This is a genomic window from Micromonospora sp. DT227 (genome assembly GCF_049841835.1).
Classification (GTDB): domain Bacteria; phylum Actinomycetota; class Actinomycetes; order Mycobacteriales; family Micromonosporaceae; genus Micromonospora.
The window spans coordinates 91931-104555 of record NZ_JBNCLA010000008.1; the positions used below are offsets into that span (position 1 = coordinate 91931).

At 74.0% G+C, this 12625-nt stretch carries 12 protein-coding genes; 4 read left to right on the forward strand and 8 right to left on the reverse strand.

Features of this window, described 5'->3' with window-relative positions; genetic code table 11:
• Positions 1-53 precede the first annotated feature (53 nt).
• A complete protein-coding gene (locus ACLQ2W_RS25095; RefSeq protein WP_425789162.1) occupies positions 54-1439 on the reverse strand; it encodes a glycosyltransferase family 4 protein in 1386 nt (461 codons plus the stop codon).
• A gap of 55 nt (positions 1440-1494) precedes the next feature.
• On the reverse strand, positions 1495-3438 hold the full coding sequence (locus tag ACLQ2W_RS25100; RefSeq protein WP_425789164.1) for an amylo-alpha-1,6-glucosidase: 1944 nt from the start codon (positions 3436-3438) through the stop codon (positions 1495-1497).
• Between the two features lie 42 nt (positions 3439-3480).
• Between ACLQ2W_RS25100 and ACLQ2W_RS25105 the strand changes: the two genes are divergently transcribed.
• Positions 3481-6183, forward strand: coding sequence for an MGH1-like glycoside hydrolase domain-containing protein (locus ACLQ2W_RS25105; RefSeq protein WP_425789166.1), 2703 nt, complete (start codon positions 3481-3483; stop codon positions 6181-6183).
• A 24-nt stretch (positions 6184-6207) separates the two neighbouring features.
• Here the strand turns inward: ACLQ2W_RS25105 and ACLQ2W_RS25110 are convergent, their stop codons facing one another.
• A complete protein-coding gene (locus ACLQ2W_RS25110; RefSeq protein ID WP_425789168.1) occupies positions 6208-7539 on the reverse strand; it encodes a hypothetical protein in 1332 nt (443 codons plus the stop codon).
• Positions 7540-7754: 215 nt separating this feature from the next.
• On the opposite strand from ACLQ2W_RS25110, the gene ACLQ2W_RS25115 reads away from it, so the two are divergent.
• The 3 genes from ACLQ2W_RS25115 (at position 7755) to ACLQ2W_RS25125 (ending at position 10322) form a co-directional block, all read left to right on the forward strand.
• A complete protein-coding gene (locus tag ACLQ2W_RS25115) occupies positions 7755-8438 on the forward strand; it encodes an HAD family hydrolase (protein ID WP_425789170.1) in 684 nt (227 codons plus the stop codon).
• Between the two features lie 22 nt (positions 8439-8460).
• On the forward strand, positions 8461-9246 hold the full coding sequence (locus ACLQ2W_RS25120; RefSeq protein ID WP_425789172.1) for a DUF4184 family protein: 786 nt from the start codon (positions 8461-8463) through the stop codon (positions 9244-9246).
• 368 nt (positions 9247-9614) lie between these two features.
• Positions 9615-10322 (forward strand): AMIN-like domain-containing (lipo)protein, encoded by a 708-nt coding sequence (locus tag ACLQ2W_RS25125; RefSeq protein ID WP_425789174.1) that lies wholly within the window; start codon positions 9615-9617, stop codon positions 10320-10322.
• Between the two features lie 45 nt (positions 10323-10367).
• Here ACLQ2W_RS25125 and ACLQ2W_RS25130 read toward each other — a convergent pair whose 3' ends face one another.
• The 5 genes from ACLQ2W_RS25130 to ACLQ2W_RS25150 form a co-directional block, all read right to left on the reverse strand.
• Positions 10368-10643 carry a hypothetical protein gene (locus ACLQ2W_RS25130; RefSeq protein ID WP_405090278.1) on the reverse strand — a complete coding sequence of 92 codons (276 nt, stop codon included), beginning with the start codon at positions 10641-10643 and terminating at the stop codon, positions 10368-10370.
• Between the two features lie 47 nt (positions 10644-10690).
• The gene (locus ACLQ2W_RS25135; protein WP_107156907.1) at positions 10691-11122 is read right to left on the reverse strand and encodes a hypothetical protein; all 432 of its coding nucleotides are present in this window, start codon (positions 11120-11122) and stop codon (positions 10691-10693) included.
• A gap of 206 nt (positions 11123-11328) precedes the next feature.
• Entirely contained in the window at positions 11329-11616 is a 288-nt protein-coding gene (locus tag ACLQ2W_RS25140; protein WP_107156908.1) for a ribbon-helix-helix domain-containing protein, read from the reverse strand.
• The gene (locus ACLQ2W_RS25145; protein WP_281938818.1) at positions 11613-11888 is read right to left on the reverse strand and encodes a hypothetical protein; all 276 of its coding nucleotides are present in this window, start codon (positions 11886-11888) and stop codon (positions 11613-11615) included. Before ACLQ2W_RS25145 ends, ACLQ2W_RS25140 begins: the two co-directional genes overlap by 4 nt.
• Before the next feature lie 28 nt (positions 11889-11916).
• Positions 11917-12495 (reverse strand): DsbA family protein, encoded by a 579-nt coding sequence (locus ACLQ2W_RS25150; RefSeq protein ID WP_425789177.1) that lies wholly within the window; start codon positions 12493-12495, stop codon positions 11917-11919.
• Positions 12496-12625: the final 130 nt, after the last annotated feature.

Below are 12625 nucleotides of genomic sequence, written 5' to 3' on the forward strand. Positions count from 1 at the left end.
GTCCACAATAGCCAACGGATCGGACGGTACCTATCCCGTCCGGGCGGGTCGCCTCAGCTCGCCGCTCCGGCCAGCAGATTTCCCTCCGGAATCGCCACCGCGGACCGGCCCCCGGCCAGCATCGCGGCGGCACGCCGGGTCTGGAACGTGTGGTGCTCCCGCCGGGCGGCGGTGTAGCTGGCGGCGGTGCGGGCCGCGATGGCCGACCAGGCGTACTGCCGGGACACCATGGCGCGCGCCTTGCGCGCCACCCGGCGGGCGAAGACCTCGTCGCCGAGCAGCCGGTCGACGGCGCCGGCCAGCGCGTCCGGGTCGCCGTGCGGGAACGTCACCCCGGTCACGCCGGGCTCGACGATCTCGGCCAACCCGCCGGTCCGCGCCACCGCGAGCGGTGCGCCGGCCGCGGCCGCCTCCAGGGCGATCATGCCGAACGGCTCGTAGAGGCTGGGGATCACGGTGGCGTCGGTGGCGGCGAGCACCGCCGGGAGCTGGGTGGCGTCCAGGAAGCCGGCGAACCGCACGGTGTCGCCGAGGCGCAGCCGGTGCGCCTGGTCGACCAGCTCGTCCTTGTACGGCCCGTCCCCGGCGATCACCACCCGCAGGCCGGGGTGCCGGTCGGCCAGGCGCGGCACGGCGTGCACCAGGTGCTGCACCCCCTTCTCGTAGACCAGCCGGCCGGCGTACCCGACCAGTGGCCCGTCGCCGGCGAAGCGGGCGCGGGCGGCGGCGACCGCCTGCGGGCGGGCCCGCCAGGCGCGGTCGTCCACGCCGTTGGCCACCACGTCGATCCGGCCGGTCGGCAGCTCGAACAGCCGGGCCACCTGGTCGCGCATGTAGCCGGAGCAGGCGATCACCCGCGCGGAGGCGTTGCTCAGCCAGTGCTCGACGCCGTGGATGGTGCGGTTCATCTCCTCGGGCAGCCAGCCCTGGTGCCGGCCCGCCTCGGTGGCGTGGATGGTGGTCACCAGCGGCACGTCCAGGTGCTCGGCCAGCGTGATCGCGGTGTGCGCGACCAGCCAGTCGTGGGCGTGGATCACGTCGTACGCGCCGGACTCGGCGGCGCGCAGCGCGGCCCGGGTGAGCGTGTGGTTGAACGCCATGGTCCAGGCCAGCAGCGACCCGGTGGCGAGCGGGAAGGTGACCGGGTCCTCGGCGGCGCGGACGACGCGCACGCCGTCGGCGTACTCCTCCAGCGGCGCGCCCTCGGCGTGCCGGGTGACCACGGTGACCTCGTGCCCGGCGGCGGCCAGGGCGACGGAGAGCGCGTGCACGTGGCGGCCGAGGCCGCCGACGAGCACCGGCGGGTACTCCCAGGAGAGCAGCAGCACCCGCAGGCGCCGGGCGGGCTGGATGTCGATCACTTCGGCGTCAGCTGACACGCGGCCCCCTTGGAGTTGTGGACGTCCCGACCCGTCGGCGCCGGCGGGGTCGCGACCCATCCTGCCCAGGCGTCGCTAACCGGCGGAGACGCGCCGGTTGCCGGTCTGTAACGCGTTACCGGCGCATCCGCCGCGCGCGCAGCAGCTCCGCCACCGACCAGGCCTGGAACGGGCAGCCGGTGGCGGTGTGCGGGGCCGCGCCGTCGGCGGTCTCGCTCACCGAACCCAGGCCGTCCTCGACCAGGTGCCCGTCCAGCCCGACCAGCAGGTCCGCGGTGGGCAGGCCCGCCTTCCGGTACGCGTCGAGCAGCGGCCCGGTCAACCACGGCCAGACCGTGCCCTGGTGGTAGCCGGAGTCCCGCTCGGCCGGGCCGCCCCGGTGCCGGTGGGTGAAGCCGGGGGAGTCGGGGGCGAGGCTGCGCGGCCCGAGCGGGGTGAACAACGCCTCGGTGAGCCGGCGCAGCGTGGCCTCGTCCGGCTCCAGCGGCGCGAACGGCAGCGACCAGGCGAGGAGCTGGTTGGGGCGCAGCAGGTCGTCGTCGTGGTGCGGGGCGCCGCCGAGCGGGTACGCGGGCGCCGGCGCGTCCACCACGTCGTGCAGCCAGCCGGCCGGCGCGGGAAACCGGTCGCGGAACGACGTGGCGGCCCGGGAGTGCAGCGTCCACAGCGCGCCGGCGTCCCGGCCGGCCAGCTCGGTCAACTCGGCGAGCCCGGCCAGCCCGTTGATCCACAGCGCGTTCACCTCGACCGGCTTGCCGGTACGCGGGGTCACCGGCACCCCGTACACGCGGGCGTCCATCCAGGTCAGCGCCACGTCCGGCGGGCCGCCCTGGGTGAGCAGCCCGTCGGCGGGGTCGACGCCGATGCCGTAGCGGGTGCCGGCGACGTGCGCCTCGACCACGCCGTGCAGCGCGGGCAGCAACTCGTCGCCGAGGTCGGTGTCGCCGGTGACCGTGACGTGCCGGCTCACCGCGTGCAGGAACCAGAGCGTGGCGTCGACCGTGTTGTGCTCGACCCGGCCGGTGTCGGCGGTGTTCGCCAACATGCCCTCGCTCAGCGTGCCCGCGTACGCGCGCAGCAGCTCCCGGCCCTCGTCGGCCCGGTTGGCGCAGAGGAACAACCCCTCGTAGGAGATCATCGTGTCCCGCGACCAGGCGCCGAACCAGGGGTAGCCGGCCACCACGTCCGGGCCGGTGGCGGTGCGGACCACGAACGCGTCGGCGGCCAGCGCCAGCGTCGCCTCGACCGCGTCGGCGGGCTTCGCGGCGGCCACCACCGCCCGGCTGCGCCGCCGGGCCGCCTCGACCACGGCGGTCGCCGGTGGCGGCTCCTCGGCCAGGTCGTCCGCCCAGGCCAGCACCGTCACCGTCGCGCCGGGCTCGTCGAGCGCGCCGGAGAACCGGCCCGCGTACCAGAGGTCCTCGTCGGGATTGAGGCCGCGGGCGGCCTCCGCCCGGTGGTGGACGCCGAGCCACCACTGGCCCTCCGGGGTCCAGTCCGGCCCGGCGAGCCGGAACGCGCCCTCGACCACCGCGCCGCCGGCCACCGGCTCCAGCCGGGGGACGGGACCGTCGGCCCGTCGCTCGCCGTGCGCGTCCCGCCAGGTGCAGGCCGCGGCCAGGTCCAGCCGGACCGGACCGCCGGAGACCAGCCGGTGGACCACGGCGACGCAGGACCGGCCGTACGTCATGGCGACTTCCCGCTCGATCACCACGTCGCCGATGCGCCACCGCCAGCGCGGCACCCCGTCGGTGAGGTCGAAGCGTTCCAGCAACTCGAAGCCGCGCGGGTCGACCACGCCGGAGTTCCACTCGTGCGCGCCGAGCCGGACCTGGCGACCGGACGGCAGCGTCACCGCCGGGTCGAGGCTCACGAGTCCCACTTTGCGGGACGCCGGTGTCTGGCCGGGCACCACCAGCAGACCGTGGTACCGCCGGGTGCGCAGCCCGGCCACGGTGCCCGTGGCATAGCCGCCGCGCCCGTCCGTGACCAGCCATTCCCGCCCGGCGGCGGCGGACAGCGTCCCGCAGAGCTGCGGGCCGAAACGAATGTCGATCAACTTTCCTCCACCGGCAGCGAGGTGTGACAGGCCACGACGACAATGGCCGCTGTGGAGAAGTACTCCGGCGGCGTCGAAGATGTGCGGGTGATCACCGACCGCCCGACCTCCGCGACCCCCGACCCCGAGCGGCACCGGCTCGCCCAGGCCGATGCCGGGGAGCAGGACTGGCGCGCATGGGGCCCCTATCTGTCCGAACGGGCGTGGGGGACGGTACGGGAGGACTACAGCGAGCACGGCACGGCCTGGGACTACTTTCCCCACGATCATGCGCGGTCCCGAGCCTACCGGTGGAACGAGGACGGCATGGCGGGCGTCTGCGACGACCGGCAGACGTTCTGCTTCGCGCTGGCGCTGTGGAACGGACGCGACCCGATCCTCAAGGAACGGATGTTCGGCCTCGGCGGCGACGGCGGCAACCACGGCGAGGACGCCAAGGACTACTGGTGGTATCTGGACAGCACGCCGACGCACTCCTGGATGCGCTGGCGGTACCACTACCCGCAGGCCGCCTTCCCGTACGACGAGCTGGTCGCGGTGAACGCGCTGCGTGGCCGGGACGACACCGAGTACGAACTGGTGGACACCGGCATCTTCGACGACGACCGGTACTGGGCGGTCACCGTCGACTACGCCAAGGCGTCCCCGACCGACATGTGCATCCTGGTCACCGTGGCCAACCGGGGCGACGAGGACGCCACCCTGCACGTGCTGCCGACGCTCTGGTTCCGTAACACCTGGGCGTGGGGCCTGCCGGGCGCCGACCGGGTCCCCGAGCTGCGCGGCGCCGGTTCCCGGCTGGTCGGCGAGCACTGGGTGCTCGGCCAGGTGCTGCTGGAGGGCGACGGCGACCCGACGCCGCTGTTGTGCGACAACGAGACCAACGCCGAGCGGCTGTGGGGGCTGCGCGGGCGGTCGGCGTACCCGAAGGACGGGATCAACGACCACGTGGTGGCCGGCGCCGCCACCGTCAACCCGGAGCGGGTCGGCACCAAGGGCGCGCTGCACTACTTGCTGGACGTGCCGGCCGGCGAGCAGCGGCGGATCCGGCTGCGGCTGACCCGCACCGCGCCGCCCCCGGCGGGCGACCCGCCCGCCCCGGCCGACCTGGGCGACGGGTTCGACACCGTGCTCTGGGCCCGGCGCGCCGAGGCGAACCGGTTCTTCGACAGCGTCATCCCGGCCGCGGCGACCGCCGACGAGGCGCTTGTCGCCCGCCAGGCCATCGCCGGGCTGATGTGGGGCAAGCAGTTCTACCACTTCGACGTCAAGCGGTGGCTGGAGGGCGATCCGGGCTCGGCGCCGCCGCCGGCCGGCCGGCGGCACGGGCGCAACAGCGCCTGGTGGCACATGACCAGCTTCGACGTGTTCTCCATGCCGGACCCGTGGGAATATCCCTGGTACGCGGCCTGGGACCTGGCCTTCCACTGCGTCACCATCGCCCGCGTCGACCCCGGGTTCGCCAAGGAGCAGCTCCTGCTCCTGCTCCGCGAGTGGTACCTGCACCCGAACGGGCAGATCCCGGCGTACGAGTGGGCGTTCGGCGACGTGAACCCGCCGGTGCACGCCTGGGCCGCGTTGAAGGTCTTCGAGATCGACGGCGCCCGGGACCACGACTTCCTCGCCCGGGTGATGCAGAAGCTGCTGCTCAACTTCACCTGGTGGGTCAACCGCAAGGACACCGGCGGCAACAACGTGTTCGAGGGCGGCTTCCTGGGGCTGGACAACGTCGGCCCGTTCGACCGTTCGGCCGCGCTGCCGGTGGCCGGCACGCTGGAGCAGTCCGACGGCACCGGCTGGATGGCCATGTACGCGCTCAACCTGCTCGACATGGCCATCGTGCTGGCCGAGCACGACCGCGCGTACGTGGACACCGCGACGAAGTTCTTCGAGCACTTCGCGTACATCGCCGCGGCGGCGTACTCCCAGGGGCTCTGGGACGCCGAGGACGCGTTCTTCTACGACGTGCTGCGGCTGGCCGACGGCACGCAGGTGCCGCTGAAGGTCCGCTCGGTGGTCGGCCTGCTGCCGCTGGCCGCGGTCACCAGGCTCACCACGCGCACCATGCGCCGCCTGCCCGAGCTGAACGCCCGGCTGCGCTGGTTCCTCACCAACCGCCCCGAGTACGCGGACGTGATCGGCGCCCGCCGGCTCGGCCCGGACGGTACCCAGCAGCGGCTGCTGTCCATGGTGGGCCCGGAGCAGGTGGTGCGGCTGCTGGCCCGGATGCTCGACACCGACGAGTTCCTCTCCGAGTACGGCCTGCGCACGCTGTCCCGCGCCCACCTGGACAAGCCGTTCACGGTCACGCTCGGCGGGCAGGAGTTCAGCGTCGGCTACGAGCCGGCCGAGTCGACCAGCGGCCTGTTCGGCGGCAACTCGAACTGGCGCGGCCCGATCTGGATGCCGACGAACTTCCTGCTGATCACCGCGTTGCGCGACCACGCCGCGTTCTTCGGCGACAACCTCCAGGTCGAGTACCCGACCCGGTCGGGGGTCAAGCGGACGCTGGACGAGATCGCCGACGACCTGTCGGCGCGGCTGATCTCGCTGTTCACCCGGGACGGGTGGGGGCGGCGACCGATCTACGGCGCGGCGCAGTTGTTCCAGACCCACCCGGACTGGCGGGACCTGATCTGCTTCCCGGAGTACTTCCACGGGGACAACGGCGCGGGGCTCGGCGCGTGGCACCAGACCGGGTGGACGGCGCTTGTCGCCGACCTGATCCTCACGCTGCGCCGCTGAGCCCGCGCCGTTGTCCCGGCCCGGTCAGGCCAGCGGGAAGAACGCCACCCGGGCGTGGTACTCGCCGGCCACGGTCACCGTGTCGCTGCCGACCCACAGGCCGCGGTCGGTGGCGTACAGCTCGGCGGTGCCGACCCCACGGTCCTTGGTCGGGTTCCACGCCAGCGCCTTGCCGGTGGTCGGGTGGATCGCCCCGACGCCGGGCCGGGACACCGCGCCGGGGCCGGCGGAGTTGCGCCCCGACGGGTTGTCCAGCCAGCGCTGGTGGCCGCCGACGTAGACCGCCGCGCCGGTCACCGCCACCGACAGCAGCGTGTCGCCGCCGGTGTGGTTGGCCCAGGTCGGCTGCTTGCCCGCGGTGGCGGCGCCGAACTCGAAACGCGCCGCGGTGTCGCAGAGCGTCCCGGGGAACGGGCCGCCGGTGGTGACCACCGCGAACCAGGCGCCGTCCGGCGAGATGTCCACCCCGCGCAGGTAGGCCGGCATCGTCTTGGCGCACTGCGGTTGGTAGCGCGTGGTGGCCCAGCCGGAGAGCGTGGCGCCGGTGGCGCTCAGGTCGGCCACCGCGAGCTGGTGCCGTGCCGCGCCGGACACGGTGCTGAAGTTGCCGGCGAAGACCAGTCGGCCGCCGTCGGCGGAGACGTCCAGCGCCTCCACCTTGACCGGCGAGGTGGCCCCGGAGGAGGTGACCCGCGCGCCGTCCAGCCGCAGGTCGACCGAGGCGTCGGCGGCGCCGGTGGTCGCGTTCAGGGCGGCCAGGCCGCGCCGGGTCACCCCGCCCACGGTCTGGAACGCGCCGCCCACGAGCAGCCGGTTGCCGACCAGCCGCATGTCGTTGACCTGGTTGTTGAGCGCAGCCGGGGCGAACCCGGCGACGCGCGCGCCGGTGGCCGCGTCGATCCGGGCCACCCGCGGCGCGGCCACGCCGTTGACCGTGGTGAACGCGCCGCCGAGATAGAGCGAGCGGCCGTCCGCCGAGGCGGCGAGCGCCTTGACCGTGCCGTTGACCACCGGCTTGAACGCGGTGTCGATCCGGCCGGTGTCGGCGTGGAACGCCACCAGCCGGGGCATCGCGAGCTGCGCGGTGGTGTTCGCGTTGCGCACCTTGGTGAACGAGCCGGCCAGGTAGACCCGGTCGCCGATCTGGAGGATCCGGTACACGGTGCCGTCGAGCGCGTGCGGCGTCCAGGCCGCCGGCCGGGCGCTGACCACGGTGGTGTGCGTGGCGTTGACGGCGAGGGCCGGAGCCGGGGGGAGGGCGCCGGCGGTGGTGGCGAGCGCGGTCACCACGGCGATGGCCGCGACTCGCCGGCGTCGGGCCCGCTGCGGAGGTGGTGGGGCGGGTGCGGGAGTCATGGTCGAAGCATCCCGCCGGAGCAGGCGATCCACAGTCGGGCAGCCGCTCCGCGCCGGTCGACGATCGGCCGGTCCGCGCGGTCCGTCCGGCGGTAAGGCGGGGGCCCCGCTTAACACTCCGGCGTTGAGCGGGGGCCCCGCCTCTACCAAAAACGTTAAGCGGGGCCCCCGCCTTCCAGTAGTACGGTGTGCGGGGCCGCGACGGGGGAGGTGCGATGCGATCGGTGCTGGTCTTCGACGCCGACGACACGCTCTGGGAGAACAACGTCCTGTTCGAGCGCGTGATCGAGGATTTCCTCACCTGGTTGGACCACCCGACGCTGGACCGGACGCAGCTCCGGGCCGTGCTCGACGACGTGGAACGGGCCAACGCGGTCGCGCACGGCTACGGGAGCAAGGTCTTCCTGCGCAGTCTCGGCGAGTGCCTGGCGAAGCTGCGGGAGCGCCCCGCCACCGAACGGGAACGCCGCGAGATCGAGCAGCTCGCCGCCGCGCTCGTCGGCCACCAGGTCGAGCTGATGCCGGGCGTGGCGGAGACGCTCGACGACCTCGCCACCCGCCACGAGTTGCTGCTGCTCACCAAGGGCGAGCGCGAGGAGCAGCAGCGCAAGCTCGACGCCTGCGGGCTGCTGCACCACTTCCGGGCGGCGCACATCGTGCCGGAGAAGGACGTCACCACATACCGTTGGCTGGCCCGCGAGCACGCGTTCGACCCGGCGGTCGCCTGGATGATCGGCAACTCGCCGCGCTCGGACATCCTGCCGGCGCGGGCCGCCGGCATGAACGCGGTCTTCATCCCGAACGAGAACACCTGGGTGCTGGAGCACGACGAGCTGGACCCGTCCGACCCCGGGGTGATCCGACTCGCCGCCTTTCCCGACCTGGCCCGGCACTTCTGAGCCGGCCGGTAACGTCCGGAACGTGCCGCTCACGTTCCCGTCGCACCTGGCCCCGGTGCTGCCGCTGAAGTTGTGGCGGCCGCGCTGGTTCGACGGGGTGGCGTTGGCCACCGGCGCGGTCGCGCCGGACGTCGGCTACCTGTTCACCGGCACCCGGTTCGACCTCGGGATGCGCACCCACACGCTCGGCGGGCTGCTCTGGTGGTGCCTGCCGGTCGCCCTCGGGTACGCCTGGATCGCCCGCCGGGTGGTCGCCGGCATCGCCGTGCACCTGCCCGCGCCCCGGCTGTTCGGCTGGCCCCGGTACGTCGGGCTGGCCGGCGTACGGCATCCCTGGCAGGTCACGGTCTGTTCCGCGCTGATCGGCGCGTTCAGCCACGTCGGGTGGGACCGGGTCAGCCACAGCGAGCGGCTGCCGCGGCTGATCGGCATCGCCGACTTCCACGGCCTGACCGGGCTGTACTGGTTCCAGTTCGCGGACGTGTTCGCCAGTGGTGGCGGCGGACTGCTGGTGGTGGCGCTGGCGATCCGCGCGGCCCGCGACGGCGAGATCTTCGACGGCGAACCCCCGCCCGCCCCGGCCGCGAACCCGCTGGTGTTCTGGCGGGTCGCCCTGACGGTCACCGGCCTGGGGGCGCTGTTGCTGCCCGGATTGCCGGCGGCCACCGTGCCGGGGCCGGCCGGCGTACGCGTGCTCCACGTCGGCGGGCTGGCGCTCATCGCCGGCGCGGCGGCGGCCCGGTCCGCGCCGGTTCGCGGGGCCGAACGCGCCCGGCGTCTCGAAGACGAACAGCGTCGGCCCGGCTGACCCCGTTACGTCGACATGCCGCGTTTCGACATAGACATCAATCACAACCGTCCGCCCCGGTCGAAGCTTGTCCGACCTGCGCGGACGCGCCTAACCTGAGCCGGCGTCCACGCCTCGTCGGGGTGAGTCGGGGGCGCACCGGAGTCCGGTGGTAAGAGCACCGTGGAGCTGAGTGCGGGCAGAGCGGCTCGCCGTCTGGAGCCCGGCGTGGGCGTCGTGCCGCACCCGCCGTGTTCCCGCGGCGTGCGCCGTTACCACTTCCGGACGACCGGGGTCAGGGCCGGGGAGTTGCGGACCCGGTCCTGACCCGTCCGGGCCGCTGCGGCACACCCCTGGTGCGCCGGCCGGTCACGGAGCGACACTGAACCATGACTCTCCAGCGCGTACCGCTGCTCGCCGGCCTGGTCGTGCTGCTCGCGGCGGCCTGCACGACGACCGGCCACGACGGCGCGCCCCCGGCGCCACCGACCACCGCCCCGGCCAGCACATCGGCCCCGGCCGCCACGACGGCCGCCGCACCGCCCCCGGCCGCCACCCGACCGACGTCGACCGACCAGGGGACCGCCGGGCCCTGGCGGGTGACCTGGGGCTGGGGGGTCCCCGGCACGTCCGCCCGGATCACCCACCCGGTGCGGGTACCGGTCACCGCGGCGCCCGGCGCGTCGTTGCCCGTCCTGGTGTCGGTGCAGGTCGGCGACCACCCCGCCGAGGGGTTCAGCCGGATCACGTTCGCGTTCCGCGGGCCCACCCCGTCCTACCGGGTCGGGTACGTGCCGCAGGTGGTGACCGAGGGGCGCGGCGCCCCGGTCGAGTTGCCCGGCACGAGCTACCTGTCGGTGCGGTTCTTCCCGGCGCAGGCACACGACGCGCGGGGTGGCCGGACCGCCGACGTGCCGCCGGCCGCGGTCGGCTACCCGACGCTGCTCGGCTGGGCTGCGGCCGGCGACTTCGAGGGGCACCTGAGCTTCGGGCTCGGCCTGCGTCCTCCGGACGGCGCACGGCTGCCGGTGCGGTTGGGTGAGTCCACCCGCCCGGACGGCGCCCACGTCGTCTCCGTCGACGTCCGGCGCGGCTGACCACCGGCCCGCGCCGCCCGGGTCGGGGCCGGCGCGGGCCGGTGGTCAGCCGGTCTCGCCCCGGACGATCGCCACCGCCACCCGACAGAACTCGTCCATGTCCGGCTGGAACCCGGCCGCGATGTCGGGGTGCAGGCCGGACCGGGTCTCGTCGAGCAGCCGCCGGCAGACGTCCTCCACGGGCTCGCCCGCGTAGCCGGCGCGGATCCGTTCGGTGGCCGCCTGCAGGGCCGAGGTCAGCTGATCCTCCAACGGGCCGCGCAGCTTCTGCTGCACCGGATCGAGCCCGCTCGGGTCGAGCGTGACATGTGGCTCCGACATCGGCGCTCCCTTCGTCGGCGTCCGCGGTACCCCACCGCGTCCGTCGGTCAAACCATCGTCGGTACGGCCGCCACCCGGACCAGGTACGAGAAGTCCTCCGCCGGCTCCTCGGCGTACGACAGCCGGCGGATCTGCCGGTCGTCGGACCAGAGCGCGACGTCGACCAGCACCCCGAGGTGGGCGAGGCCGATGGTGGACACCCGCTTCTTGTCCTGGAGCACCGCGCACACCCCGCCCAGCAGGGTGCTGGCGTCGGAGGTCCGGTGCCCGGGCGGGCAGCGCAGGGTCAGGTCCACCTCGACCGGCCCGGCGAGCGGGGTCCACCCGGTGCGCTGGGCCGCCGTGCAGGCGGCCTGGAGCAGGGTGCGGACCCTCGTCGCCTGCCGGTGTCCGGCGGCGAAGATGGACAGGGCCTCGGTCTTGACCGGGGGCAGGCCGCTCACCTCGAACGACAGGGCGAGAGCGCGGGTGTCCTGCACGACGGCACCTCCTCGGGGCGAATCCTGCCCAACCGGCACGCACGGGGGCGGCGGTTCCCGGGAGAACCCACCGATCGAGCAGGCTGTGGGGGACAGCCGGCGGCGGGTCGACAACGGTGGCGACGCGCGGGGCCACGGAGTGAGGGAAACGCTAGTCCAGCCCCGTCCCGCCCGGTAGTCTCGCCGTTCACCTGGTGGGACGCGGCTCAGGCCGCCTCACCGGCGTGTCGGGCCAGGTACTCGTCGATCGCCCGGCGGATGAGACCGGACCGGCCGCCCTTGTCGTTGCCGGCGAGTTCGTCGAGCTGCCGGACGATCGTCGAGGGAAGCCTGACTCCGGTCACCACCATCGGGACGCTCTCCGGCGCGGGCGTCGGCCCGAGGTCGGGCCCCCGGGTCGCGTCCCGCAGCAACTCGGAGATGTCGCCGCCCCGGTCGAAGTAGGCGACCAACTCCTCGCGGCTCATCGCCCGCGGATCACGGCCAGCGCTCATCGCGTTCCCTCCATCCACTGCTTGACCTCATCGGGCGTGGCGGGGCGCACGGCCAGGATCGCGTAACTGCTGACCTTTCCGATCCGTTCGCAGAGCACCATGACCACCCGGGCGCTCTCGGCCAGGCCGGCGACGGCGAGAAGGAGCGTCCCGATGTGGTTCTCGATCCGCTGCGGGGAATAGAGCGCGTCGATCGCCTCCTGCTCGGACACGTCGTGCCGGGCCGCGCTGGCCTTGCCGGCGTCGGTCCACGCGTACTCCCGCTCCGTCACCCGCTCAGCGTACAACGCGTAAAACGCATCAGCGGCGGGCGCGCTTGAGCTCGTGGAACGTGTCCAGGCGCAGCAGCGGCAGCATCGAGTCCCAGATGACAAGCGCGTCCTCGGTGCCCGGGACCTCGGTGATGATCGGCCCGTGGATGCCCCGGCCGGCGTCCGGCACCATGAGCACCGGCGAGCCGATGTCCGGGCCGGCCGAGGCGTACGCCAGCGCGTGCGACTCGCGGACCGCCTCGTCCCAGCGCTCCTCGTCCAGCGCGGGCGCCGCGTCCGTCACACCGGCCGCCTCCACCGCCGCCGCGACGGTCCGGTCGCCGAGCGGGTCCCCGGCGTCGTGGCTGCGTGCCCCCAGCTCGGTGTAGAGGCGCCCCGCGTCCTCGTGCCGGCCCTGCGCCCGCAGCGCCTCCACCAGCCGCAGCACCCGGCCGGAGGCGGCCATCGCCTCGGCGTACTCGGGGGCGATCTGCCCGCCGTTGAGGATGGCCAGGCTGAACGCCCGCCACTCGACGGTCAGGCCGCGGGCCTGGGCGACGGCGACGAGCCAGCGGGAGGTGCGCCAGGTCCACGGGCAGACCGGGTCGAAGAAGAAGGTGGCGTCCATCCCCCCAACCTAGGGGCGGACGGGTCGGCGCGCAGCGCGGCGGTCACCGTCACGTGACCGTGATGTTTCGCTTCGTCGCAGGTCGGGCACGTTCTGCCGCACGAAACGCCCGGGGCGTCGGGCGCAGGGC